This window comes from Micromonospora sp. NPDC007208 (assembly GCF_042869175.1).
GTDB classification, from domain to species: domain Bacteria; phylum Actinomycetota; class Actinomycetes; order Mycobacteriales; family Micromonosporaceae; genus Micromonospora; species Micromonospora foliorum.
In genome coordinates this window covers 1-23,990 of record NZ_JBIAFG010000004.1, presented here as the reverse complement: position 1 = coordinate 23,990, position 23,990 = coordinate 1, and the positions used below count along the sequence as shown (strand labels likewise).

The window sequence follows — 23,990 nt, the reverse complement described above, 5'->3', positions numbered from 1 at the left end:
CGGTTTGGTTCCGCCCTGCATCGGAAATTCGTCTGTTAGACAGAGGTTGGTGGCGCCGTGCACGCCCCCCGACAGTGTCGGTGGGTCCGTTTACGGTGGCACAGTGTGCCGGAACCGGCGCATGGAGAGGGGGCACGACCCTTGGTGACGTCACCCGAGCTGGACCGCAGCGCCATTCTGAGCGAGTCCGCAGCCGCAGTCCGACACCTCGCTCGGATCTGCTTCAAGACCGGCCCACCCACCCACACCGGCGTCGAACTGGAATGGACCGTGCACGACGCCGCCGATCCCGCCCGCCCCGTCGACGCGACACGGCTGCGAGCGGCGCTGGGGCGGCACAGCCCCGCCACGCTGGATGCCACCAGCCCAGCCGAGCCGCTGCGACACGGCGGCATGGTCACCCTGGAGCCGGGTGGCCAGTTGGAGATCTCCACCCCGCCCCGCCCCTCGGTCGCCGCCTTGATCCGCGCCACCGAGGCCGACATCGCCCAGGTCACCGACCTGCTGGCCACCGCCGGGCTGATCCTCGGCCGCAGCGGCATCGACCCCCACCGACGGCCCCGCCCGGTGGTGGAAACCCCCCGCTACCGCGCGATGCGCGGAGCCTTCGACCGTCGTGGCCCGGCCGGCCGCACGATGATGTACAGCACCGCCGGCCTGCAGATCTGCCTCGACGCCGGCGAACCGGACCAGGTCGCCGACCGCTGGGCCGCGGCCCACGCGGTCGGGCCCCCACTGCTCGCCGCGTTCGCCTCCGCCGCTCGACACGCCGGGCGGCGCACCGGTTGGGCCTCCGCCCGGATGGCCGCCTGGCTGGCCATCGACCCGACCCGGACCCGTCCGGTCTGGTCCCCTGCTCGCGCCGGGGACGACCCGACCGACGCCTGGATCAGCTACGTGCTCGCCGCGCCGCTGCTCTGTCTGCGCCGCCACAACGCCGACTGGGCCGCACCGCCCGGGGTGACCTTCGCCGACTGGCTCGACGGCGCGCTGCCACAACCACCCACCACCGATGACCTCGACTACCACGTCAGCACGCTCTTTCCGCCGGTGCGGCCGCGCGGCTACCTGGAGCTGCGCTACCTGGACGCCCAACCCGACCGGGACTGGCGGCTGCCGCTGGCGGTGCTGACCGCCCTGTTCGACGACCCGGGCACCGTACGCGAGGCGTGCACGATCGCCACACCGGTGGCGCACCGCTGGTCGGCCGCCGCCCGACACGGTCTGGCCGACCCGGCGTTGGCCGCCGCCGCGGCGGCCCTGCTCGACCTGGCGCTGACCGCCCTGCCCCGACTGGAGCTGCCGGCCAGCACCCACGACGAGATCCAGCGAGGTGTACGTCGGCGGCGGACCGCCGCAGAGAGGAGAGACCAGTGAGCGCGAGGAGTGAGCCGGGGTTGCGAGCCTCGCAGTCGCGAACGGAGGGCGGCCCAGTGAGCGCGAGGAGTGAGCCGGGGTTGCGAGCCTCGCAGTCGCGTACTGAGGGTCGGGTCGACGGGGAGCAGTTGCGCGACCGTATCGCTGTGGAGTTGGCGCGGGCTCGCGCCCGCACGACGTTGTTGACCGAGGTGGTCGACGACGGCGACCTGACGCGCCAGCACTCGCCGTTGATGTCGCCGCTGGTCTGGGACCTTGCCCACGTGGGCAATCAGGAGGAGCTCTGGTTGGTCCGGGACGTCGGGGGCCGGGAGCCGGTCCGGTGTGACATCGACGAGCTGTACGACGCGTTCAAGCAGCCGCGCCGGGACCGCCCCGCGCTGCCCCTGTTGCCGCCCGCGGAGGCGCGCGCCTACCTGGCCACTGTCCGGGACAAGGTGCACGACCTGCTCGACACGGTGGCCTTCACCGAGCGGCCGCTGGTCGCCGACGGGTTCGCCTTCGGCATGATCGTGCAGCACGAGCAGCAGCACGACGAGACCATGCTCGCCACCCACCAGCTGCGCTCGGGGCCGGCGGTGCTGCATGCCCCGGCGCCACCCGAGCCGTCGGTCCGGGTCGGTGCGGAGGTGCTGGTGCCGGCTGGCGAGTTCACCATGGGCACCGACACCGATCCGTGGGCGTTGGACAACGAACGTCCGGCGCACCGGGTCGACCTGCCGGCGTACGTCATCGACGCCGCCCCGGTGACCAACGGCCAGTACGCGGCCTTCATCGCCGACGGCGGCTACACCGAGCAGCGCTGGTGGAGCCCGGCCGGCTGGGCCCATCGGGTCCGGGAGCAGCTCAGCGCGCCGATGCACTGGCGTTCCGACGGCGACGGCTGGTCGTATCGGCGCTTCGGCCAGTGGGCGCGGGTCCGCGCCGATGAGCCGGTGGTGCATGTGTGCTGGTACGAGGCGCAGGCGTACGCGGCGTGGGCCGGCAAGCGGCTGCCGACCGAGGCGGAGTGGGAGAAGGCGGCCCGGTGGGATCCGACGACCGGGCGGTCGCGCCGTTATCCCTGGGGGGACGACGACCCGACCGAGGCGCACGCCAACCTCGACCAGCGCCATCTGCGGCCGGCGCCGGTGGGCGCGTACCCGGCCGGCGCCTCGCCGTTGGGTGTGCACCAGCTCATCGGTGACGTCTGGGAGTGGACGTCGACGACGTTCGGCGGGCATCCGGGGTTTGCCCCGTTCCCCTACCGCGAATACTCGGAGGTCTTCTTCGGCGACGACTACCGGGTGCTGCGCGGCGGCTCGTTCGGTACCGACCGTTCTGCCTGTCGGGGTACCTTCCGGAACTGGGACTATCCGATCCGCCGGCAGATCTTCAGCGGTTTCCGCTGCGCGCGGGACGTGCGACCGGACGAGTCGTACCGGTGAGGGGCAGCACGACCGGCGGCCCGGCGGCGGGCCGGGGGCGTTGATGTGTCGTCACCTGGCCTACCTGGGGCCGCCGGTCACCCTCGCCGAGCTGTTGTTCGACCCTCCGCACTCGTTGGTGCGGCAGTCCTGGGCGCCCCGGGACATGCGGGGCGGCGGCACGATCAACGCCGACGGGTTCGGTGTCGGCTGGTACCCGGGTGAGGGTGAGCCGGTGCGGTACCGGCGGGCGCAGCCGATCTGGAGCGATCCGACAATCGCCCAGCTCGCGGCGGTGACCCGCAGCGCGGCGGTGCTGGCGGCGGTGCGTTCGGCCACTGTCGGGATGGCGGTGATCGACGGCGCTGCGGCGCCCTTCGCCGAGGGGCGCTGGCTGTTCAGCCACAACGGTGTGGTCCGCGGCTGGCCGGACGCCGTGGTGCCGCTCGCCGCCGGTCTGCCGGTACGTGACCTGCTCACCCTGGACGCCGCCACCGACTCGGCGCTGCTGTGGGCGCTGGTGCGGCATCGGTTGCGCGCGGGCGCCGACCCGGCCGAGGCGGTCGGGCGGACGGTGACCGACGTCGCCGCCGCCGCACCCGGGTCGCGGCTCAATCTGCTGCTCACCGACGGGCACCGGGTGGTGGCCAGCGTGGCGGGGCACGCGTTGTCGGTCCGCGAGACGCCGGGTTCGGTGCTGCTCGCCTCCGAGCCACACGACGACGATCCCGGGTGGCGGTCGGTGCCGGAGGGGCACCTCGTCGTCGCCACCGCGGGCGAGGTGCGGGTACGTCCACTGCCGGTCCCGGCGCACCAGGCCGGGCAGGCACCCAACGGTTGGTCGAACAGAGGAGCGAACCGATGACCGCGGAACCCCTGGAGATCTACCTCGAAGAGGGTGACCTGGAGCGCGGCCTGCGCGACGACGTCCGGGCCGGGCTGAGCGCCGGGCAGAAGTGGCTGCCGCCGAAGTGGTTCTACGACGCCCGGGGCAGCGAACTCTTCGAGGAGATCACCCGACTGCCCGAGTACTACCCGACCCGGGCCGAGCGGGCCGTGCTTGCCGCGCACGCTCCGGACATCGCGGCGCTGACCGGGGCGAAGACGCTCATCGAGTTGGGCTCCGGCTCGTCGGAGAAGACCCGGCTGCTGCTGGACGCCTTCACCCGCCGGGGTGGGCTGGGCACGTTCGTTCCCCTCGACGTGTCGGTCAGTGCGCTGCGCGGGTCCACCGCCCAGATCGCCGCCGACTATCCCCGCCTGCGGGTCCGGGGCATCGTGGGGGACTTCACCCGGCAACTGGACCGGCTGCCCACGGGTGGCCGGCGGTTGGTGGTGTTCCTCGGTGGCACCATCGGCAACCTGCTGCCCGCCGAGCGGGCCGAATTCCTCACCGCGATGCGCGCCGCGCTGGAGGTCGGCGACTGGCTGTTGCTCGGCACGGACCTGGTGAAGGACCCGTCGGTGATCGTGCCCGCGTACGACGACGCCGCCGGGGTCACCGCCGAATTCAACCGCAACGTGCTGCACGTGATCAACCGGGAGTTGGGCGCCGACTTCGACCCGGCCGCGTTCGCGCACGTCGCCGTCTGGGATCCCGAGCACGAGTGGATCGAGATGCGGTTGCGGGCGACCCGGCCGATGAGCGTGCGGGTGCTGGGGCTGACAGTCGATTTCGCGGCGGGCGAGGATCTGCGGACCGAGGTTTCGGCGAAGTTCCGCCCGGAGGGGATCGCCGCGGAGTTGGCCAGGGCCGGCTTCGCCACGGCGGAGTTCTGGACCGACCCGGACGCGCTCTTCGGCGTCACGCTGGCGCGGGCGCGGTGAGCCTGTTCACCCGCCTCGGCCCGGCCGGGCGGTGATCCGATAGGCTGATCACGCGAAGGGGAGTAGCCCCCAATGTCGTGGTCGACATACTGGTGCGTTCCGCACCCGGCCACGCGGCCCCGGTTCTCTCGGGGCGGGCGAGACCTTCGACTCAGGCTGTTGCAGCCGGGTCGAGGGCGCCCCTGTACCTCCTCCCGGCCTGAACGGGAAGGACGTCATGGAGGGATTTTTCGCCGCGCTGGTCGTCAGCTTCGGCGTCATCTTCGTCGCCGAGCTGGGGGACAAGTCCCAGCTGATGGCGCTGACCTTCGCCACGCGGTTCAAACCGATCCCGGTGCTGATCGGCATCTCGATCGCCACCGCGGTGGTGCACCTGGCGTCGGTCGCCATCGGCGCGGGTCTCGGGGCGGTGCTGCCGACCGAGTGGATCTCCCTGGTGGCCGGTGTGGCGTTCCTCGGGTTCGGCGCGTGGACGCTACGCGGGGACAAGCTCACCGAGGAGGAGAAGCGCAAGGCCGAGAAGACCAACAAGACCGCGCTGGTGGCGGTGTCGGTGGCGTTCTTCCTCGCCGAGTTGGGCGACAAGACGATGCTCGCCACGATCACGCTCGCCACCAAGTACGGCTGGTTCGGCACCTGGCTCGGCTCCACCATCGGCATGGTGGCCGCGGACGCGCTGGCCATCCTGGTCGGCCGGATGCTCGGTCGGCGGCTGCCGGAGAAGGCCATCAAGTACGGTGCCGCGATCCTCTTCGCCATCTCCGGTCTCTGGCTGATCCTGGAGGCGGTGAACGAGCTGACCTGAGCGCCGACTAGCCGCTGCGTGGGCGGGTAACGGCCCGGGGTGGAGCCGGCCGAGTTGTTGCACCGCGGCGACCAGGTGCTGGTTGCCGTGGTGGAGGTGGCCGGCGCGCTGGTGATCTTCGTTGGCGCGGTGTGGGCGGCGGTGCGGTTCGTGGTCGAAGGGCTGCGACACCGCAGCGCCGCCCGCTTCACGTCGATCCGGCTCTCGCTGGGTCGTTTTCTGACCCTCGGCCTGGAGTTCCAGCTGGCGGCCGACGTGCTGCGCACGGCGGTCTCCCCGTCGTTCACGCAGATCGGTCAACTGGCCGCCATCGCGACGATCCGAACGGCGTTGAACTACTTCCTTGGCCGTGAGATCCGCCAGGAGCAGTCTCAGGTGGCCGACGGGGAGCGTCGCCCGTGACGGGCGCCCTGGTCACGGCGGTCACCGCCCTGGCGCTGGTCGCCGGGGTGGTCACCACGGTCAGCACCGGGGCGCTGCGCGGCGGCGTCCGGGTGTTGCTGGACCTGCTCACCGCGGCCGGCCTGCTCCGGCTCGCCGGCGAGCCGGGTTGGAACGGCCTGGCCGGCGCGGTGGCGATCATCGCCCTGCGTCAGCTGCTCGGGGCGGTGCTGAGCCTCCCACCACCGTGGTCCGGCCGACAATCCAAGGCGCGCTGCGCCGACGACGATCACCACCTACCGTTGGCGTCAACAGGTGAAACGGGAAAAGCGGGAGGATGACCACATGGCCCGGCACGACGAACCGAACGAGTACGGCTACTCCGGCGCTGCCACCGCTCCGGAGCCGCCGCCCGGCGGGAAGGCCGACGAGCAGGATCGCGCCGAGGCGGTGGCGGTGCCGGGCGACGACCTCACCGGACCGGCGGCCGAGGCGCTGGCCGAGGAGACCGAGGACCTGCCGCCCGCCGACCGTCGCCACTGAGCGTAGGCCCGCGGTCGGTGCGGCGGCGAGACCGTAATCGTTGGGCCGCGCCGCCGCCGCGCTCGTCGGGCCGCGCCGCGTTCAGCGGGCGTCGGGATGCTGGTAGACGTCGGGTACGCCGTCCCCGTCGGCGTCCAGCCGCTCCCGCTCCGCCACCCTCCGGTACACCGCGTTGCGGCGGGTGAGCACCGCGGCGGCCAGCCCGGCGGAGATCACCGAGCCGAGCAGCACGGCCGCCTTGACCCGGTCGTCGGCCGTGCTGCCCGCCCCGAAGGCCAGGTCGCCGATCAGCAGCGAGACGGTGAACCCGACGCCGGCCAGCAGGGCGATCCCGAGCAGGTCGGCCCAGGTGATGTCCTCGTCCAGTTCGGCGCGGGTGAAGCGGGCCAGCAGGTAGGTCGAGCCGAAGATGCCGATGCTCTTGCCGAACACCAGGGCGCCGACGATGGCGATCACGATCGGATCGCTCAGCAGGGCGCCCAGGTCGGTGCCGCGCAGGGTGACCCCGGCGGCGAACAGGGCGAAGATCGGCACCGCGAAGCCGGCCGACACCGGCCGCCAGCGGTGCTCCAGCCGCGCGGCGAGCCCACCCTCGCCCGCGGCGCCCGCCCCCGCGTCGCCGGTGGCCGACTGGTCGCCGCCCGCTGGTCGGCGGGCGAGCACCGGGACGGTGAAGCCGAGCAGGACACCGGCCACCGTGGCGTGTACACCCGAGGCGTGCATCAGTGTCCAGGCGGCGATGGCGAGGGGGATCAGTGCCCACCACCAGGTACGCCCTCGTTGCACCAGCACCGCGAAGAGCCCGATCGGCGCCAACGCGGCGAGCAGCGGAACGAGCTGGAAGTCGGCGGTGTAGAAGATCGCGATGATGGTGATCGCGAACAGGTCGTCGACCACCGCGAGGGTGAGCAGGAATGCGCGTAGGCCCTGGGGCAGGTGTGAGCTGACCACCGCGAGCACGGCGAGCGCGAATGCGATGTCGGTGGCGGTCGGAATGGCCCACCCGCGCAGGCCCTCCCCGCCCGCGCTCAGCACCACCGCCACGTAGATCAGCGCCGGCAGCAGCATCCCGCCGAGTGCGGCCGCCACCGGCAACGCGGCCCGTCGCGGGTCGCGGAGGTCACCGGCGACGAACTCCCGTTTGAGTTCCAGGCCCACCACGAAGAAGAAGATGGCCAGCAGGCCGTCCGCCGCCCAGGTGGCCAGATCCAGGTCGAGGTGCCAGGGTGCGCCGGGCCAGGGTACGACCTCGCCGAGTCGGGTGTACGAGTCGGACCACGGCGAGTTGGCCCAGAGCAGCGCGATCACCGCACCCGCCAGCAGCAGCGCGCCACCGACGGTCTCGGTACGCAGCACGTCGGCCAGGTGCCGAGCCTCCGGCCAGGACGACCGGGAGAACAGCCGGATCTTCGGCGGACGCGGGTCCGACGGTGGGGTGCGGGACGTCATGTGCGGGCTCACCTACGCGAGTCGGGACAGCAGGAATCCACTCGCCGACCAGACTTCCCGGCACACCGCTGTCGACCCTATCCGGCGGTGTGGTCGGCGGCGACCGCTGGGCCGATCGGACGCCATCCGATCGGCCTTCGACTTTTTCCCCGTTGTCGCCGCAGCCGAATGGACGTTTGTCTGGTTGGTCATGCGGGCGCACTTCTCGGTCCCAGAAAATACATAACTCCGGACATAAGCCGTATGAGCCGCTTTAATGGTTTCACGAGTTTAGAGACGACCTTGGGGGTTTTCGTGAAGTTCTTTGCCGTAACCGGACCGGCACGGGGGCGCTCCTGATGGACCTGCTCCGCCAATTGCGCCACGTGCGTCGGCACTGGTGGGTCGCGCTGGTCACGGTCATGGTGGCTCTCGGCGTCTCGGCGTTTCTGACCGTACGGGCCCAACCTCGGTACGTCGCCTCGGTGACCTTCTTCGTCACCACCCCCAGCACCGGCGTGACCGACGCCTACCAGGGTGGGCTCTTCCTCCAGCAGCGCGTCAAGTCGTACGCCGACCTGCTCAGCAGCGACCGGCTGGCGCAGAGCGTGGTGGCCGAGACCCCGGTTGGCCTCACGGCCGACGAGGTGCAGCGCCGGGTGAGCACCTCCACCGAGACCGGCACCGTCCTGCTGCGGGCGACGGTCACCGACACCGACCAGACCCGCGCGTTGCGCGTGACGGAGACCCTCGCCAAGAAGTTCGTCGAACTGGTCGAGAAGGTCGAGACGACGCCGGAGGGCAAGACGCCCATCAAGATTGAGATGGTGAGTGGCCCGCGGGTCAGCGCCAACCCCGTCTCGCCGCAACCGGTCCGCAACCTCACCCTCGGCGGCCTGGTCGGCCTCATCCTCGGCATCGGCCTGGCCATCCTGCGGGGCGTCGCCGACGTTCGACTGCGCGACGCCGCCGGCCTGCAACGCGCCACCGGCAGCCCGCTGCTCGGTGAGATTCCGTTCGAGGCCAACGCACGCAGCGCCCCGCTGATCGTGGGCGACGCCGCGACCTCGGCGCGCGCCGAGGCGGTCCGCAAGCTGCGGACCAACCTGCGCTTCGTGGACGTCCACGAGCCGGCCCGGGTCATCGCGGTGACCAGCGCCCTGCAGGGCGAGGGCAAGACCACTCTCTCCTGCAACCTGGCCATCGCGCTGGCCGAGGCGGGCTGGCGGGTGCTGCTGGTCGACGCGGATTTGCGCCGCCCGAAGGTCGACGACTACCTGGGCCTGGACGCCGGCGTCGGTCTCACCGACGTGCTGGTCGGCGACGTGAAGGTGGGCGACGTCGTGCAGCGCTGGGGCGACAAGTCGCTCCTGGTGCTGCCCAGCGGGTCGGCCCCGCCGAACCCGAGCGAGCTGCTCGGCTCCAAGGCCATGTCGGACCTGCTGCTGGCGCTGCGCGAGTCGGCGGACATCGTGATCATCGACACCGCGCCGCTGCTCGCGGTGACCGACGGCGTGGTGGTGGCCGTGCAGGCCGACGGCGCGCTACTGGTGACCCAGCAGGGCCGTACCTCGCGTACCCAGGTCGCCGCGGCGGCCCGGTCGCTGCACTCGGTCTCGGTCCGGCTGCTCGGCTGCGTGCTCAACATGGCCAAGGTGGCCAAGGCCGAGGCGTACCAGTACGAGGCCTACCGGGTCGTGACCTCGACGGCCGGGGCTTCGGTGCCGGCCGACCGGGCCGCGTCCGGCCGGCACAGCGCGACCGCCGACGGGGTCAACGGCGTCCCCGACCACACCCAGGAACTCACCCGGCTGCCCCGATGAGCGCGGCGAGGGGTCGCAGCGACCGTTCGATCTCCTCGGCGCAGCGTCGGAAGTCGGCCGCGGTACCGCCGATCGGGTCCCGCAGGTCGTCCTCGTCCGGGGCGGCGGGTTGCAGCCGTCCCCGGGCCTGGGCGGCCGCGGCGATCGCGGCCCGCAACGGGTCGTCCGCCGAGTCGGCGGGCGGCTCGGCCGCCGCGGCCAGCCGGCCGAACTGGCGCAGCGTGAACGTCCGGTGCAGCGCCCCCGGCGCCAACGCGGTGCAGACCGAGCGTTGGCGTCGGGTCGCGGTCAGCACCAGCGTCGCGTCGACCAGATACTCGGGGCGCAACCCCCGGGTTCGGAACGCCGCCGGGTCCGCGCCGTTCTCGGTCGCGACCTCCATGGCGTACGGGTGCATGGCCAGCCCGTCGATCGCGTCGGTGCCGGCACTGGCCACCTCGACGGATCGGTCGGCCAGCAGCCGACGGGCCAGGTACTCGGCCATCGGCGACCGGCACAGGTTGGCGTGGCAGACGAACAACACGCGATCAGCCATCGGTGCCCCTCTCATCGGTACGGACACGGGCGCGCGCACCGCGAGGGCGGTGCGTCGACGCCGGTGGTCGTGCGGGGAGGGGTTGTCGGCATCGTACGCGGGCCGGGCGCGCGCCGGTCGTGGTGCCGCGCCGGCCGCGGGCGATCCCTGCGGGACGGGGGTGCACCGGTGAAGATCGGCATCCTGTCCTACCACTTTCCGCCCGAGCCGGCGTTCATCCCCGGGAGCCTCGCCGAGGAGTTGGCCGCGCGGGGGCACGAGGTGCGTGTCCTCACCGGCTTTCCGGACTATCCCGGCGGGCACATGTATCCCGGCTGGCGACAGCGGTGGCACCACGAGACGCACAGTCAACGGCTGAGCGTCCGACGGGTGCCCCGGTACCCCGGGGGTGCCGCGTCCGTCGGCGGGCGGATGGCCAGCTACCTCTCCTTCGCCGGCAGCGCCGGGCTGGTCGCACGCCGGTTCCTCGGCGACGTGGACGCGCTCTACGTCTTCCAACTGCCGGCGACGACGTTCGCCGCCGCCGCGGTACTCCGGTTGCTCGGGCGGGTGCCGGCGGTGCTGCACGTACAGGACGTCTGGGCCCGCGACGGCGCCGACGAGGGGGACGAGGGGCGCTGGCCGGCGCGGATGGGCAGCACGATGGCACGGATCTACCGGACCGCGGCGCGCGTCGCGGTCGCCGCGCCGTCGATGCGGGACCTGGTGGTCGCCGCCGGCGCCGACCCGGCCCGGGTCCGGTTGGTCCTGAACTGGACCGACGAGCGGATCTTCCACCCGACGACGCCCGGCGCGGCGGCCCGCCAGCTGGTCCGTCGAGACGGGCGGTGCGTGGTGATGCACGCCGGGACCATCGGCGCGCGGCAGGGGCTGGAGACCGCGGTCCGGGCGGCCGCGGCGCTGGACCGGACCATGGATCTGGTCCTGGTCGGTTCGGGTACGGCGGAGCGGCGGGTGCGGGGGCTCGCCGCCGAGCTGGGCGCGAACAATGTCCGCTTCCTGGAGCGGCGGTCGCCTGTCGACATGCCCGAGCTGTACGCCGCCGCCGACTACCAACTGGTCATGCTGCGCGACCTGCCGGAGCTGCGCGGCACGGTCCCCGGCAAGCTCCAGGCCGCGCTCTCCTGTGCCGCACCGGTGATCGCGTCGGCCGGCGGGGACACCGCCGAGCTGGTCGAACGGGCTCGCGCTGGGCTGTCCTGCCCACCGGAGGACTGGGCGGCGCTGGCCGACCGGTTCTGGTTGGCCGCCACCATTCCGCCGCCGAACCGCACGGAGATGGGTCGCCGGGGGCGGGCCGCGTACCTGCGGGAGATGTCGCTGCCCGCCGGGGTGGACCAGATCGAACGGCTGTTGCACGAGGTGGCCGGGCGCGTCGCGCAGCGACCACGCAACCACGAAGAAAGCTCGCTTAAAGGACTACAAGCGCAATAACAGTACGAAGTTCCCTTAGGCGTGCTAAGAACGTCAGGGAATCGACCTTCTGTCCGGTTCCGCGAACGGGAGTGTGGTGTGACGGTGAGCGAACGACCGATCCGGCGGCGGAGCCGCTCCCGGCGTCGTCGGCGGGCCCGACTGCGACGGGCGCTCCTTGGCGCCCTGGTGGTCGGTTCGCTGCTGCTGGCGACCGGCGGGTGGATCGGCTTCCGCGGCTGGCAGGCACGTAACCACCTGCTCAACGCCGCTGGCCTGGCCCGAGAGTTGAGCGCCCAGATCGTCGGTGGGGACAACGACCGTGCCCTGCGGACGCTCGCCGCCCTTCAGGAGCAGGCCGGCGCGGCCCGGGCGGCGACGGCCGACCCGGGTTGGCAGCTCGGACGGCGTACCCCGATCGCCGGCGACGACCTCGACGCCGTCGCGCAGATCGCCGTGGCCATCGACGAGCTGGCCCGGCACGCCTTCCCGACCCTGCTCCGGACGGACCTGACCAGCCTGGTGCCGACCGGCGGCCGGGTGGACCTCGCCCGACTCGCCGACGTCTCCACGCACCTGACCGAGGTCCACGAGTCGGTGCAACGTACCCGCCAGAACCTGGCGAGGGTGCCGGCCGACAGCCTGGTCAGCCAGATCCGGCAGGCGCTGACCGACCTCCGCGACGAGATCGACCGGCTGGCCAGCCTCACCACGGCCGCCGACCAGGGAGCCCGACTGCTTCCGCCGCTGCTCGGCGCGAATGGCCCACGCCGCTACCTGCTCGTCTCGCAGAACCTCGCCGAGCTGCGCGCCACCGGCGGCATGTTCGGCGCGTACGCGATGATCGAGGCGGAGAACGGCAAGGTGAAGATGGGCAAGCAGGGCAGCAGTGCCTCGCTCGGCCGGTTCACCCCGGCGGTGAAGGTGCCCGCCGAGACCCGGGCCCTCTGGACGGACCTGCCCGGCATCTATCCCGCCGACGTCAACCTGTCCCCGCACTTCCCGACCGCCGCGACGCTGTACCGCGAGATGTTCCGCCGTAAGACCGGCACCACTGTCGACGGCGTGCTCGCCGTCGACCCGGTGGTGCTGTCCTACCTGCTCAAGGCGACCGGCCCGGTGCTGGTGCCCGGCGGTGTCCCGCTTGCCAGCGAGAAGGTCGTGCAGACCCTGCTCAACGACAGTTACCAGCGCCTCGACGTCAAACAGCAGGACGACTTCTTCGCGGCGTCGGCGGCCTCGGTGTTCGACGCCTTCTTCAAGAAGAATGTCAACCCGCGGGTGTTGTTGTCCGCATTTGACCGTGCTATCACCGAACGCCGGATATTGTTCTGGAGTGCCCGACCTGAGGAACAGCGGACATTCGGCGAGAGCCGGATGGCCGGGACGCTTCCGGAACAGGACACCGTGCCGACGGTCGGCGTGTTCCTCAACGACGGCAGCGGCGCGAAGCTCGGCTACTACCTGCGGCCGACGGCGAACCTGACGGTCGGCGAATGCCGGTCGGACGGCCGCCGTGAGCTCCGGCTGCGAGTGACCCTGCGCTCAACGGCGCCGAAGTCCGGACTTAGCGAATCCGTGCTCGGCCTCGGTATGGCTGGCGACCCGTACACCGCTCGCACGTTGGTGTCGATCTTCAGCCCGGCAGGTGGAGCGGTGCTTGAGGCCCGACTGGACGGGGCCGAAACGGCGCTCGGCAGCGGCACCGAACGCCGCCGCCAGGTGGCGACGGCCAGCGTCGACGTCGGCCCCGGCGCCGAGAGGGCGCTGGAAGTCACCGTTCTGACGGCCAAGACCGGCGTCGGGCAGGCCGACCTGTGGCTGACCCCCACCGCCAGCCCCTGGACCACCCAAGTTCATTCCGCACCAAGCTGTGATCAGTAGGAGGGAACCAATCATGCGGCTATCCCGCATCATCATGGCGCTCACGGTCGGCCTGGCCGTGGTCGCCGTGCCGACGGCAGCGGGGGCGGCACAGCCGCAGCCGACGCCCAGCGCGACCACCGACCCGCCGCAACCGCCGCCGTACCCGCCGACCAACGCGTCGCTGACCGTCAACCGTCCGACGATCTACCTCGGCGAGACGGTCGTGCTGACCGGCACCAACTTCGGCCCGAACGAGACCGTCGACATCAACGTGACGGTCACTCCGCAGGCCGCTCCGGCCGGCGGTGTGGCTCCGGCTCGCCGCAGCGACGGCACCACCGTGGCCATGGCTCCGGTGGCCTACCAGGCGAGCGCGCCCCTGCACTTCACGGCGTTCACCAACGCCCAGGGTCGCTTCACCAAGAGCTACAAGCCGTCGGTGACGGGTCTGCTGACCTTCACCGCCACGGGCCGGGAGTCCGGTCGTACCGCCTCCACCGAGCTGCGGGTGCTGCACAAGAAGCAGCCGCTGCCCGTCACGGGTGACAGCCTCGGCACACCCATGAAGCTCGGCGGCGGCCTGGTCGGCGCCGGAGCGATCATGCTGCTGCTGACCCTGGCCTGGCGTCGCCGCCAGCGCTTCGGTGGTGCGGCGCTCTAGCCCACACCACCGGGCTGCGCCCGGATCGCACTGAAGCTGGCGCCCGTCGGAACACTCCGACGGGCGCCAGCCTGTTCGGAGTCCCCTGAGGCCGTCGTCGGTACGGGGCCATGCCCGCCGGTATCGACGTCGAATCCCGCCGGTACGGCGTTAGGCGTTCACCGCGATCGCCGTGCGGCGGTGCCCCAGCCCGTGCGCCTGCCAGCCGCGGCTGGGCGTGCGGCCAGAAGGTGGCCGTTCCGGTCGCGGGAGGCGTCGTCGGGGCATTGCGATGGTCGCGTCCGATTCCACGGCGCGTCGTGTCCGGCCCATGCGGCCTTCGCGCGGTCAGCCCGATCGTGATCGACTCGGGTTTCATGGAGTCGGGGGGTCCGGGCGTCCGGGATGCCCCGACTTCCGTGAACCCGAGTGGATCAAGCCCGGCCACGGGGGTTTCGGGTCGCGCCAGCCAGGCCGTGTGGGTGGTTTGTCCGGCTGTGGATGCTTGTGGGTGGTGACCGGGCGCACCGGTGGGCCGGAATCATGGCCGGGTCGGGGTCGTTGCACACCCTGACGATCGCAGTACCACCGACCGGCCGCCCGGTCCTTGGGCGGGTCGCGCGCAGGTTGGAATGCCAGCCTCCGCCCGGTCGTTACGGTCCCGACGAACGACCGCAGGCACCGCCTAGACGAGGGTGCCGTCAGGTGGGCCAAACCCGGAATGATCCCGGCCCCCGGGTCGTTGCAGTCCTGACGAACGACCGACGGGCACCGCCACGATGAGGGTGCCGATGGATGGGCCAACCCCGGAATGACCCCTGGCCCCCGGTCGTTACACATGGACCCGGCGCCACGAGCCCCCGCTCGCCAGGTCGCCGACCTCGACGCCCGAGAGGCGTCAACCCCCAGACTTTCCCCCTTGTACGTGCAGCGCCGGACGAGGTGCTCACACCCCACCGCCGTTCCCCTTGGCGGTTGGGGTGTCCTACCCCCGAAGGAGCTACCCCTCATGAACACGATGTTCCGTAAGAGCATGCTGTCTGTTGCTGGTCTCGCGTTCGCCGGTGGTGTCTTCGCCGGTCCGATCGCCGCTCACGCCAACCCGGTGGATGCCAAGCCGGTCGCGGTGGCGGTGCAGACCAACGCGCCGAAGCCGCAGGGCGACCAGTCGCACATCACCCTGAACGATGAGCAGACCGCCAACGTCAAGGCGATCATCGCCGCCACCAAGAAGGCCGGTCTCCCGGAGCGGGCTGCGGTGATCTCGATCGCGACGAGCCTGCAGGAGTCGAAGCTGGAGAACCTGGGTCACCTCGGTGACATGAACGACCACGACTCGCTGGGCCTGTTCCAGCAGCGCCCGAGCTCGGGTTGGGGCACGCCGGAGCAGATCACCGACCCCGAGTACTCGACCACCGCGTTCCTCAAGGGCCTGAAGCAGGTCGACGGGTGGCAGGACATGCCCCTGACCGACGCCGCGCAGACCGTGCAGGTATCGGCCTACCCGGACGCCTACGCCCAGTGGGAGCAGCAGGCCACCGACCTGGCCGGCCAGCACTGGAACAGCTGACCCGCACCACCGCACGGCAAGACCACAGCACGACACCGACCGCTGGCCGGCACCCGCAACCCGGGGTGCCGGCCAGCGGCATTTCTGTTGTGGCCGGTCGCTGCCCGCTGCCCGCTGCTCGCTGCCCGCCGGTCGCCCGTCGCCCGTCGGGGAACACTGGAGGTCCCGCGGTGCCGGAGCCCTCGGGGGATGTGGATCGCGTCATCCAACCGGCATCCGCCCGCAGATCTTGGACAGTTTCCGTTCCGAGCGAACGGAAACTGTCCAAGATCTCCATGGACGGCACGAGGGATCATCGGTCAGCCGGTTTGCCCGCCGCCCTGCAGTCGCAGGTCGCGCCCCGCGGACACAGGCCGGAGGCGTTGGTCGCGGCGATTCAAGCAGGTCGACGAGTGGCAGAACTCGCCGCTGACCGTGCAGGTGTCGACGTACCTGGACGCCTACGCCCCAGTGCGGGCAGCAGGCCACCGACGTGGTCGGCCACCACTGGAACCGGTGAAGAACAGGACCACACGATCCGCAGCGCCGCGCCGCACCACCGCATGGCAAGACCACGCACACCAGCACCACCGCATGGCAAGACCACGCACACCAGCACCACAGCACGGCAAGGCCACCGCACGGCAAGGCCACCGCACGGCAAGACCACGCACACCAGCACCACAGCACGGCAAGGCCACCGCACGGCAAGGCCACCGCACGGCAAGGCCACCGCACGACACTGACCGCTGGCCGGCATCCGCAACCCGGGGTGCCGGCCAGCGGCGTACCCGGGTCAGTTTTTGTGGTTGTGGGTGCGCCAGATGTCGATCAGCGCGGCGACCAGCGCGAGCGTGATGATGCCGGTGGCCAGGATGAGGGACTGCTCGAAGGCGCTGGTCCAGTCACCGCGGCTGTCGGCAAGCGTGGAGAAGAACAGCGAGCCGACCGCGGCGATGCCGGCGGCGGCGCCGATCCGCTGGCCGGTCTGGAGCATGCCCGCGCCGCTGCCCGCCTGCCCGACCGGCACCTCGGAGAGGGTGATCGTCTGGTTGGGGGCGATCACCAGTCCGCTGCCGATGCCGGCGATGAGTAGTGGGCCAGTGGTGACCCAGGGCGCCGGGGCGTCCGGGAAGAGGTGCAGTGCGATCACCGTCGCGGCCAGCCCGACGAGCACGGTGAGCAGACCGATGGCGACCAGTGGCCGGCCGAAGCGGTTGACGACGCGGCCACCGAGCACGGCGGCGGCCGCCGAACCCAGCGCGAAGGGGGTGATGGCCAGGCCGGCGACGAGCGCGCTGTAGCCGAGGCCCATCTGCAGGAACAGGGTGAAGATGAAGAAGATCGCGGTGAAGCCGCCGAAGTAGACGAGCGCCAGGATCGACCCCAGGGTGTACGACTGGAAGCTGAACAGTCGGAGGTCGAACAGGGGTGGGTGGTGGCGTGCGTAGCGCCGCTCCCAGAGCCCGAAGGCGACCAGCACCGCCAGGCCGGCAGGGATGAGCGCCCACTTCCAGGGGGTCCGCCACTGCTGCTCCTGGACCAGTGGCAGCAGGACCAGCACCACGCCGATGCCGAGCAGCAGGACGCCGACGGGGTCGAGTTGACGCCAGCCGGGTTGACCGGTGGGGCGGCCGGGCAGCAACCGCCAGCCGAGGATCACCGCGAGGACACCGACCGGCACGTTGACGAAGAAGACCCAGCGCCAGCCGTGTTCCTCGCCGCCGACGGCGATGAGCAACCCGCCGAGCAGGGGTCCGACGGCGGTGGAGATGCCTATGGTGGCGCCGAGCAGCCCGAACGGGCGGGCGCGCTCGGGCCCACGGAACAGTTGCTGGATCAGCCCGATGACCTGCGGGTTGACGATGCCGGCGGCGGCGCCCTGGAGCAGTCGGGCGATGACCAGCCACGTCGGGGAGGTGGCGAGGCCGGCGAGCGCGCTGGTGATGGTGAACAGGGCGATGCCGAAGACGAACGCGTTGCGTCGACCGCGGGCGTCGCCGAAGCGGCCGGCGGGCACCAGTGCCAGGCCGAAGGTGAGCGCGTACCCGGAGAGGATCCACTGCAGGTCGCTCGGCGACGCGTGCAGCGCACGGTCGATGGACGGTACCGCGACGTTGACGATGCTCACGTCGAGCAGCGTCATGAACGCGGCGACGAGTCCGACGCCGACTGCCTGCCACCGTCGTCGGTTCTCGGCCGCGCTCACCGGTTGCGGCGTCTGCGCCGCGCTCATCGTGCCCCCCGTCGACCCTTGGTCATCCATGGTTGACCGCTACCCGGGTCTTCGGGGGGTGAACCGTGCCGGCTGGTTCCGTGGGTCACGCCATCTGGCGGGCGCAGAACCGGGGACCGAAGTCGAGGCCGGCCATGGGTGAGTCTTCGCGGTGCAGCAGGCCCTTCTCGGTGAGCAGGTGCAGGGGGCTGTCCACCTGCTCCGCGGTCAGCCCGGACTCCTCGGCGATCAGGTCCGGGTAGGGCACCTGCCCGCGTGCTTCGAGGGTGGTGACCGCCTGGTACACCCGTTGCTCGGCCTCCGACAGTTGCACCTGCTGCATGGTTCCTCCTCTGCTCGTCCGCCACGTCGGTGGCGGTTGCCGTGCGCCGGTTACCCCCTCGGTACCCGAAGATGCACACCCGATCGGGCGGTCGCGACGGCCGGCGGGTCCGGCGGTCGGGCGCGGGCGGTGCCCTAGGCTGCTTCCGTGATCATTTGGGATCTCGTCGTCGTCGGCGCTGGCCCCGCGGGGCTGTCCGCGGCATACACCGCTGCCCGTGCGGGCGTCTCCACCCTGGTCGTCGAGCGGGCTGTGCACCCGCGGTACAAGACCTGCGGCGGTGGCCTGATCGGCACCTCTCTGGCGGCCGTTCAGGATCGGATCGAGGTGCCCGCGCACGACCGGGTGGACCGGGTGACGTTCACCCGTGACGGCCGTCGGGAGTTCACCCGCCGGAACGACAGTCCGGTGGTGACGATGGTGCGCCGCGAGGAGTTCGACGACCGGCTGCGCGCGGCGGCGGTGGCCGCCGGCGCGCAGCTGCGTGAGCGGGTCGCGGTCCGCGCGATCGAGCAGGACCCCGAGGGGGTACGCCTGCGGCTGGCCGACGGTACGACGATCGCGGCTCGTGCCGTGATCGGGGCGGACGGCTCGTCGGGGGTGACCGGCCGGCACGTCGGGGTGCGGTACCGGCAGGTGGACCTGGGTCTGGAGTTGGAGATTCCGGTGCCGCCCGCCGAGCAGGAGCGGTGGCGGGGTCGGCTGCTGCTGGACTGGGGTGACATGCCGGGCTCGTACGCCTGGGTCTTTCCCAAGGGCGACCGGCTGACCGTCGGTGTGATCGCCGGTCGGGGCGCGGGGGAGGGGACCCGCGACTACCTGCGGCGGTTCGTCGACCGGCTGGGTTTGACCGGGTTGCCGGCGGAGCACGACTCTGGTCACCTGACCCGTTGCCGCGCGGAGGACTCACCGTTGCGCAACGGCCGGGTGCTGGTCGTGGGGGATGCGGCGGGGCTGCTGGAGCCGTGGAGCCGGGAGGGCATCAGCTTCGCGTTGCGCTCCGGCGAGCTGGCCGGAGCGGCGGTGGCGGGCGCTGATCTGGCCGGGTACGAGCGGGCGGTGGCCGAGCGTCTGCTGCCGGAGATGCGGGCGGGGTTCCGGCTGCTCGACGTGTTCACCCGCCGCCCGGACGTGTTCCACGCCCTGTTGGCGACTCCGCCGGGCTGGCGGATGTTCGTGCAGTTCTGTCAGGGGCGGGCAAGCTTCGACGAGATGCTGCGCCGCCGCCCCATCCGGGCCGCCCTCGCGGTGCTCGACCGGTTGTCCCGCTCGTCGCGCCAGGCCACTGCCCATCACCCAGGATCCTAGGACGCCTTAGAGGGTGTGTGCCCGCGCTGGTGCTCACCTCCCCAGCCACTGGACAATGGCGGGGGAGTAGGAGGTGCCGATGGCCGAGCAGCCGTTCACCGACGACGAGTACGCGTTCCTGCGCCACGCACGGTTCGGGGAGTTGCCGCCCGCCGTCCGTCCCGACGAGCGGGTGGCCCTAACCGAGACCGATCCCGGGCGCGACCGGCCGGAGGAGTCCGAGGACCCGATCCGCTGGAACGTGCAGGGCTGACAACGCGCGACGGGCCGCGGGTGTCACCACCCACGGCCCGTCTGCGAAGTGCTCAGGTCAGAAGACCGGTACGCCCTCGCGTACCAGTCGCCAGTTCTGCTGGAAGAAGTCGGCCGGGTCGATCGTCCCCCGGGCCTGCGCCCAGTCGATGAGCAGCTGACGGATCTCCTGCTGCGCGTTGTAGACCTGGGTCTTCACGATGCCGGGGAAGTTGCCGCCGCCGCTGCGCCGGTAGTTGTTCACCGCCATCACGAACTGGGCGTTGTCCGCCACCGGAGTGTCGGTGCCGGCCAGCACCAGGCGGGTGATCCGCTGCCCGACCGGCTTGGAGATGTCGATGTCGTAGTCCAAGCCGGAGATCACGTCGTAGTTGTAGTCCGGGACCGCCGGTGAGTCGCTGATCTGCTCCGGGTCGACCGGGGCTCCCGGGGCTAGGGTCCGGAAGTACTTCGCCGAGTACTCCAGGTACGCGCGCACCTCGACACCGCTGAGCACGACCGCCTCGAGCGTGTTGTCGAAGACGTAGAGCCCTGCCACGTCACGGATCTTCACGTCCCCGGCGGGGAAGACCGCGGTGCGGCTGAACGGCGAGGCCTGGGACAGCACCGGCAGGTCGGCGTACTGCGTGCCGGCCAGCGCCTTCGTGACGGTCTCGGCCTGGACGTGGTTGATGAAGTCCAGGATGGGAGTGTCCTTGTACCGGGATTCCACAGTGGACATCTCGACGGTGGCCTGGGCCACCACCTGGTTCACGTACGCGATGGTCTTCTGGTGTTGGGCCCGCACGGCGGCGAGCACCTTCGGGTCCTCGACCACCGTGTTGGTGTTGAGCATGGTGGCGGCCTTCTTGGTGATCGTCCACCGGCCATGCTCACGGGCGAGGGTGAAGTCCATCCGGGTGAGCCGCTGGCCCCACTTCGACGGCTCGGAGAGCAGCACCTGCGTGCCGGTGCGCTCGTTGGTGACGAACCGCTCGACCACCTCGTTGTGCGCGTGACCGAAGAGGATCGCGTCGATCCCCGGCACCTGCTGGGCGATCAGCGCCACCGGGTTCTCGTTCGGCAGTTCGGGGCCGTAGCTGGAGGTGCCGCTGTCCCCGCCGTGCGCGGAGATCAGCACGAGGTCCGCGCCGCGGGCCCGCATGATCGGCACCCACTTCGCGGCGGTCGCGATCATGTCGTCGAAGCGAAGCTTGCCCTCGACGTTGCCCTTGTCCCAGATGGCCACACCGGGGTTGGTCAACCCCAGGATGCCGACCCGCAGGGTCGGCGCGGCGAAACCAAGGGAGACCTTCTTGATGACGTACGGCAGGAAAGCCGGCTTGCCGGTCTTCGCGTTGACGGCGTTCGCGGCGAGCGCCGGGAAGCCGAGCTGACGGATCCACAGGTCCAGCAACGGCAGACCGTAGTTGAACTCGTGGTTGCCCAGCGTGACCGCGTCGTAGTCGATGACGTTCATCGCCCGGGCCATCGGGTGCTTCTCACCGGTGGCGGTGATCGGCTCCTGCTTGGCGTAGTACGTGGCCAGCGGCGTGCCCTGGATCGTGTCGCCGGCGTCGAGCACCAGCGTCGCCTTGCCGCGCCGCTCCCGACGGATCTGGTTGATCAGGGTCGCCAGCTTCGCGACGCCGATGTCGTTCTGCTTGCTGTCGTCGTACTCGGCGTCGCGGTAGTAGTCCCAGTTGTAGACGTTGCCGTGCGTGTCCGACGTGCCCAGGAGGGTGAGGTCCCAGGTGCGCGGCCGGGCCGCGCCGGCCGCCTGCGCGGGCGCGGCGGCGATCAGCGGAGTGGTCGCCGCGGCCGCCGCGGCGACGAGCACCTGGCGGCGCGACGGGCCGGAGGGAGAGGTCATGACGTGCCTTTCCATGGGGGTGGACGCGCCTCGTGAGCGCCTTGCGCACCATAACCAGCAGCCGGCACCACCGCCACGGCAGCCCCGATCGTTGCAGCGGTTTCCGCAGGCTGGCGCAGGGTAGGGCGGTCAGGGACGACATTCGCGGGAGAGCCCCGCTTCCCGCGCGCAGCGAGGAGATTTTCAGTGAGCGAGGACCAGCACACCCAGCAGGACCCGACCAACCAGTACGGCCAGCAGTCCGGTCAGCCCGCACAGCAGCAGTCAGCGCCGGGCTCGACCGGGGAGATGACCCCGAAGCCGGACCACGGGGAAGAGTCGTACCGGGGCAGCGGCAAGCTCGACGGCAAGCGGGCGCTGATCACCGGCGGTGACTCGGGGATCGGCCGGGCGGTCGCGATCGCCTTCGCCCGGGAGGGCGCGGACGTGCTCATCTCCTACCTCGGCGAGGAGGAGGACGCCGACGCCCGGGAGACCATCCGGCTGGTCGAGGCAGCCGGCCGGCGGGGCGTCGCGGTACGCGGTGACATCACCGACGAGGCGCACTGCCAGGAACTGGTCGACCGGGCGGTGCGTGACCTGGGCGGCCTCGACATCCTGGTCAACAACGCGGCCTACCAGATGTCGCAGGACAAGGGGATCCTCGGCATCAGCACCGAGCAGTTCGACCGGGTGTTCAAGACCAACCTGTACGCGATGTTCTGGCTCTGCAAGGCCGCCATCCCGCACCTGGCCGAGGGGTCGGCCATCATCAACACGTCGTCGATCCAGGCGTTCGACCCGTCGCCGCAACTGCTGGACTACGCCACCACGAAGGCGGGGATCGCCAACTTCACCAAGGCCCTCGCCGCCGACCTGGCCGAGCAGGGCATCCGGGTCAACGCTGTCGCACCGGGCCCGGTGTGGACGCCGCTGATCCCGTCCACCATGCCGGAGGAGAAGGTGAAGCAGTTCGGCACCGACACCCCGGAGGGGCGTCCCGGGCAGCCGGCCGAGCTCGCGCCCGCGTACGTCTTCTTCGCCTCGCAGGAGTCCAGCTACGTGACGGGCGAGATCCTGGGCGTCACGGGCGGTCGACCGACCAAGTGATCCGTCGCCGGGTGGGCGTCCGCTCGGGGCACCCACCCGGCGGTGCGGCTCTTGCTCGCGCGGCCTGGTGGTCAGCGTGGCCAGGCGGCGAAGCGTTGCCGGATCTCGGCGACGTCCGCAGCCCTCAGGCCGTACCGGCCGAAGCGCTGGTCGGAGAGCCGGTCCAGGTAACGGCCGGCGGCGCGTACGTCGTCCGGGTCCAGCGCGGGGTCGACCTGCCGTGCCAGCACCAACAGCTCGGTCACGTCGTAGTGGTCGAGGGCCGCGGCCACGTCGATGAAGTCGCGAACCTCCCGCCTGTTCACCAACGCCGCGATCTTGTTCGCCACCAGGTCGCGGACGTCCATCACCGGGCCGAGGTCCATCACCACCGGGCTCTGCTGGCGGTCCAACCGGGCGAGGCTGAGCCGGATCTGCCGTCCGTCGCGGCTCACCACGAAGTCCTTCATGTCCTGCCCGTACCCGTCGAACAGTTCGGCCAGCTCACTGTCCGGGTCGGCGTCGCTGACGATGAACCCGGCCCGCTCCAGAGCAACCCGCACCCCGGCGGATGCTGCCGCTGCCGCCCCCTCCACGTCCGCGAAGAGGTCGACGTCCTCCGTCGGCCGGGCGACCAGCCCGTGCGCCGCCCATGCCACCCCACCACCCAGAACGAACCGGTACGGCCCGGCGGCGGCCAGCGCCACCCGGGCCACCTCCCGGTAGAACTCGTGCAGATGAGGTTCGGTCACGCCGCGCGCAGGCCGCGGTGCCGGCTCTCCCACGCGTGGCGTACGCCCCGGGGCAGGTTGAGCAGTCGCCACACCCGACGCAGCGTCCGCCCGTTGATCAGCGCGCGCAGATCCTCGGCCCGGGTGGTCTCGCGAAGCACGTTCTCGTACATCCAGAGCAGTTGGTCGGGGTCGCCGAGGTCGAAGGTGCGCTCGGCGTTCCACATCAGCCGTACCGGCAGCTCCACCACACCCCGGGTGGGACCGGTCAGCTCGGCGAGCGTCCGCGCCACCACAGCGGGGCGACCCGGGCGGGCCAGAAAAGCCACGCCGGTCGCGGTGGGGGAGACGGCCTGCATGGTGTCAGGGTAACGCCCACCAGAGCGTGTGTCGCTCAGGTCGATCCCAGCACGCTGCACCCGGCGCGCCGGCACGCGCTGCTCGGACGCGAAGTCTGTCCGGTTTGTATGGCCTTCGCGCGGTCGGCCGATCGTGATCGACTCGGGTTTCAGGAAGTCGGGGGGTACGGGAGTCTTGGGCTCAAGTGGTTGTTGCAACGGGGTGGATTCTCGTCAGGATGAGGGGTCATGCCGGGGCAGAGGTTGTCGTCCGCGGAGCGGGCGCAGAT

General features: G+C 71.3%; 23 protein-coding genes. 16 read left to right on the top strand and 7 right to left on the bottom strand.

The features are described from left to right. Window positions 1–141: 141 nt before the first annotated feature. From egtA to ACFYL6_RS09270, 8 genes are all read left to right on the top strand, one after another. Complete coding sequence (gene egtA / locus ACFYL6_RS09305; protein ID WP_387169577.1) at window positions 142–1,377, top strand: ergothioneine biosynthesis glutamate--cysteine ligase EgtA; 1,236 nt, start codon at window positions 142–144, stop codon at window positions 1,375–1,377. Window positions 1,378–1,457: 80 nt separating this feature from the next. Then, window positions 1,458–2,804, top strand: coding sequence for an ergothioneine biosynthesis protein EgtB (gene egtB, locus ACFYL6_RS09300; protein WP_387170377.1), 1,347 nt, complete (start codon window positions 1,458–1,460; stop codon window positions 2,802–2,804). A 43-nt stretch (window positions 2,805–2,847) separates the two neighbouring features. Next, window positions 2,848–3,648 carry an ergothioneine biosynthesis protein EgtC gene (gene egtC / locus ACFYL6_RS09295; protein WP_387169575.1) on the top strand — a complete coding sequence of 267 codons (801 nt, stop codon included), beginning with the start codon at window positions 2,848–2,850 and terminating at the stop codon, window positions 3,646–3,648. Beyond that, a complete protein-coding gene (egtD, locus tag ACFYL6_RS09290; protein ID WP_387169574.1) occupies window positions 3,645–4,610 on the top strand; it encodes an L-histidine N(alpha)-methyltransferase in 966 nt (321 codons plus the stop codon). The genes egtC and egtD overlap by 4 nt, the downstream gene beginning before the upstream one ends. A 217-nt stretch (window positions 4,611–4,827) precedes the next feature. Beyond that, window positions 4,828–5,415, top strand: a complete 588-nt coding sequence (locus tag ACFYL6_RS09285) for a TMEM165/GDT1 family protein (RefSeq protein ID WP_387169572.1) — start codon at window positions 4,828–4,830, stop codon at window positions 5,413–5,415. A gap of 39 nt (window positions 5,416–5,454) precedes the next feature. Then, the gene (locus tag ACFYL6_RS09280; protein ID WP_387169570.1) at window positions 5,455–5,817 is read left to right on the top strand and encodes a DUF1622 domain-containing protein; all 363 of its coding nucleotides are present in this window, start codon (window positions 5,455–5,457) and stop codon (window positions 5,815–5,817) included. Further along, the gene (locus ACFYL6_RS09275; RefSeq protein ID WP_387169568.1) at window positions 5,814–6,137 is read left to right on the top strand and encodes a hypothetical protein; all 324 of its coding nucleotides are present in this window, start codon (window positions 5,814–5,816) and stop codon (window positions 6,135–6,137) included. The genes ACFYL6_RS09280 and ACFYL6_RS09275 overlap by 4 nt, the downstream gene beginning before the upstream one ends. A 4-nt stretch (window positions 6,138–6,141) precedes the next feature. Beyond that, entirely contained in the window at window positions 6,142–6,339 is a 198-nt protein-coding gene (locus ACFYL6_RS09270; RefSeq protein ID WP_387169566.1) for a hypothetical protein, read from the top strand. 81 nt (window positions 6,340–6,420) lie between these two features. Here the strand turns inward: ACFYL6_RS09270 and nhaA are convergent, their stop codons facing one another. Continuing rightward, window positions 6,421–7,788 carry a Na+/H+ antiporter NhaA gene (nhaA, locus tag ACFYL6_RS09265; RefSeq protein ID WP_387169564.1) on the bottom strand — a complete coding sequence of 456 codons (1,368 nt, stop codon included), beginning with the start codon at window positions 7,786–7,788 and terminating at the stop codon, window positions 6,421–6,423. A gap of 338 nt (window positions 7,789–8,126) precedes the next feature. Between nhaA and ACFYL6_RS09260 the strand changes: the two genes are divergently transcribed. After that, a complete protein-coding gene (locus tag ACFYL6_RS09260) occupies window positions 8,127–9,590 on the top strand; it encodes a polysaccharide biosynthesis tyrosine autokinase (protein WP_387169562.1) in 1,464 nt (487 codons plus the stop codon). On the opposite strand, the gene ACFYL6_RS09255 is transcribed toward ACFYL6_RS09260, so the two are convergent. Next, window positions 9,571–10,125 (bottom strand): low molecular weight phosphatase family protein, encoded by a 555-nt coding sequence (locus tag ACFYL6_RS09255; protein WP_387169560.1) that lies wholly within the window; start codon window positions 10,123–10,125, stop codon window positions 9,571–9,573. The two genes, ACFYL6_RS09260 and ACFYL6_RS09255, sit on opposite strands and share 20 nt — an antisense overlap. 168 nt (window positions 10,126–10,293) lie before the next feature. Here ACFYL6_RS09255 and ACFYL6_RS09250 point away from each other — a divergent pair, with 168 nt between their 5' ends. From ACFYL6_RS09250 to ACFYL6_RS09235, 4 genes are all read left to right on the top strand, one after another. Further along, window positions 10,294–11,559, top strand: a complete 1,266-nt coding sequence (locus tag ACFYL6_RS09250; RefSeq protein ID WP_387169558.1) for a glycosyltransferase family 4 protein — start codon at window positions 10,294–10,296, stop codon at window positions 11,557–11,559. An 84-nt stretch (window positions 11,560–11,643) separates the two neighbouring features. Then, on the top strand, window positions 11,644–13,422 hold the full coding sequence (locus ACFYL6_RS09245; RefSeq protein ID WP_387169556.1) for a DUF4012 domain-containing protein: 1,779 nt from the start codon (window positions 11,644–11,646) through the stop codon (window positions 13,420–13,422). A gap of 13 nt (window positions 13,423–13,435) precedes the next feature. Continuing rightward, window positions 13,436–14,065, top strand: coding sequence for a hypothetical protein (locus tag ACFYL6_RS09240; RefSeq protein ID WP_387169554.1), 630 nt, complete (start codon window positions 13,436–13,438; stop codon window positions 14,063–14,065). 988 nt (window positions 14,066–15,053) lie between these two features. Beyond that, a complete protein-coding gene (locus ACFYL6_RS09235) occupies window positions 15,054–15,614 on the top strand; it encodes a hypothetical protein (RefSeq protein WP_387169552.1) in 561 nt (186 codons plus the stop codon). 775 nt (window positions 15,615–16,389) lie between these two features. On the opposite strand, the gene ACFYL6_RS09230 is transcribed toward ACFYL6_RS09235, so the two are convergent. Together ACFYL6_RS09230 and ACFYL6_RS09225 are read right to left on the bottom strand one after the other, a co-directional pair. Next, complete coding sequence (locus tag ACFYL6_RS09230) at window positions 16,390–17,829, bottom strand: MFS transporter (protein WP_387169550.1); 1,440 nt, start codon at window positions 17,827–17,829, stop codon at window positions 16,390–16,392. Window positions 17,830–17,914: 85 nt separating this feature from the next. Further along, the gene (locus ACFYL6_RS09225; RefSeq protein WP_238661377.1) at window positions 17,915–18,151 is read right to left on the bottom strand and encodes a hypothetical protein; all 237 of its coding nucleotides are present in this window, start codon (window positions 18,149–18,151) and stop codon (window positions 17,915–17,917) included. Window positions 18,152–18,298: 147 nt separating this feature from the next. On the opposite strand from ACFYL6_RS09225, the gene ACFYL6_RS09220 reads away from it, so the two are divergent. Continuing rightward, on the top strand, window positions 18,299–19,459 hold the full coding sequence (locus ACFYL6_RS09220; protein ID WP_387169548.1) for a geranylgeranyl reductase family protein: 1,161 nt from the start codon (window positions 18,299–18,301) through the stop codon (window positions 19,457–19,459). A 79-nt stretch (window positions 19,460–19,538) separates the two neighbouring features. After that, entirely contained in the window at window positions 19,539–19,712 is a 174-nt protein-coding gene (locus ACFYL6_RS09215) for a hypothetical protein (RefSeq protein WP_357765563.1), read from the top strand. A gap of 57 nt (window positions 19,713–19,769) precedes the next feature. On the opposite strand, the gene ACFYL6_RS09210 is transcribed toward ACFYL6_RS09215, so the two are convergent. Continuing rightward, window positions 19,770–21,563, bottom strand: coding sequence for a bifunctional metallophosphatase/5'-nucleotidase (locus ACFYL6_RS09210; RefSeq protein WP_387169546.1), 1,794 nt, complete (start codon window positions 21,561–21,563; stop codon window positions 19,770–19,772). Window positions 21,564–21,749: 186 nt separating this feature from the next. Between ACFYL6_RS09210 and ACFYL6_RS09205 the strand changes: the two genes are divergently transcribed. Further along, the gene (locus ACFYL6_RS09205; RefSeq protein WP_387169544.1) at window positions 21,750–22,652 is read left to right on the top strand and encodes an SDR family oxidoreductase; all 903 of its coding nucleotides are present in this window, start codon (window positions 21,750–21,752) and stop codon (window positions 22,650–22,652) included. Between the two features lie 71 nt (window positions 22,653–22,723). Here ACFYL6_RS09205 and ACFYL6_RS09200 read toward each other — a convergent pair whose 3' ends face one another. Beyond that, on the bottom strand, window positions 22,724–23,383 hold the full coding sequence (locus ACFYL6_RS09200) for a nucleotidyl transferase AbiEii/AbiGii toxin family protein (protein WP_387169542.1): 660 nt from the start codon (window positions 23,381–23,383) through the stop codon (window positions 22,724–22,726). Continuing rightward, window positions 23,380–23,721 carry a hypothetical protein gene (locus ACFYL6_RS09195; RefSeq protein WP_387169540.1) on the bottom strand — a complete coding sequence of 114 codons (342 nt, stop codon included), beginning with the start codon at window positions 23,719–23,721 and terminating at the stop codon, window positions 23,380–23,382. Before ACFYL6_RS09195 ends, ACFYL6_RS09200 begins: the two co-directional genes overlap by 4 nt. Window positions 23,722–23,990 lie beyond the last annotated feature (269 nt).

Excerpts from the sequence above, each read along its gene's own strand:
- egtC (WP_387169575.1), top strand. The coding sequence starts at position 2,848 with ATGTGTCGTCACCTGGCCTACCTGGGGCCGCCGGTCACCCTCGCCGAG.
- egtD (WP_387169574.1), top strand. The coding sequence starts at position 3,645 with ATGACCGCGGAACCCCTGGAGATCTACCTCGAAGAGGGTGACCTGGAG.
- ACFYL6_RS09285 (WP_387169572.1), top strand. The coding sequence starts at position 4,828 with ATGGAGGGATTTTTCGCCGCGCTGGTCGTCAGCTTCGGCGTCATCTTC.
- ACFYL6_RS09270 (WP_387169566.1), top strand. The coding sequence starts at position 6,142 with ATGGCCCGGCACGACGAACCGAACGAGTACGGCTACTCCGGCGCTGCC.
- nhaA (WP_387169564.1), bottom strand. The coding sequence starts at position 7,788 with ATGACGTCCCGCACCCCACCGTCGGACCCGCGTCCGCCGAAGATCCGG.
- ACFYL6_RS09260 (WP_387169562.1), top strand. The coding sequence starts at position 8,127 with ATGGACCTGCTCCGCCAATTGCGCCACGTGCGTCGGCACTGGTGGGTC.
- ACFYL6_RS09255 (WP_387169560.1), bottom strand. The coding sequence starts at position 10,125 with ATGGCTGATCGCGTGTTGTTCGTCTGCCACGCCAACCTGTGCCGGTCG.
- ACFYL6_RS09240 (WP_387169554.1), top strand. The coding sequence starts at position 13,436 with ATGCGGCTATCCCGCATCATCATGGCGCTCACGGTCGGCCTGGCCGTG.
- ACFYL6_RS09235 (WP_387169552.1), top strand. The coding sequence starts at position 15,054 with ATGAACACGATGTTCCGTAAGAGCATGCTGTCTGTTGCTGGTCTCGCG.
- ACFYL6_RS09230 (WP_387169550.1), bottom strand. The coding sequence starts at position 17,829 with ATGAGCGCGGCGCAGACGCCGCAACCGGTGAGCGCGGCCGAGAACCGA.
- ACFYL6_RS09225 (WP_238661377.1), bottom strand. The coding sequence starts at position 18,151 with ATGCAGCAGGTGCAACTGTCGGAGGCCGAGCAACGGGTGTACCAGGCG.
- ACFYL6_RS09215 (WP_357765563.1), top strand. The coding sequence starts at position 19,539 with ATGGCCGAGCAGCCGTTCACCGACGACGAGTACGCGTTCCTGCGCCAC.
- ACFYL6_RS09210 (WP_387169546.1), bottom strand. The coding sequence starts at position 21,563 with ATGACCTCTCCCTCCGGCCCGTCGCGCCGCCAGGTGCTCGTCGCCGCG.
- ACFYL6_RS09195 (WP_387169540.1), bottom strand. The coding sequence starts at position 23,721 with ATGCAGGCCGTCTCCCCCACCGCGACCGGCGTGGCTTTTCTGGCCCGC.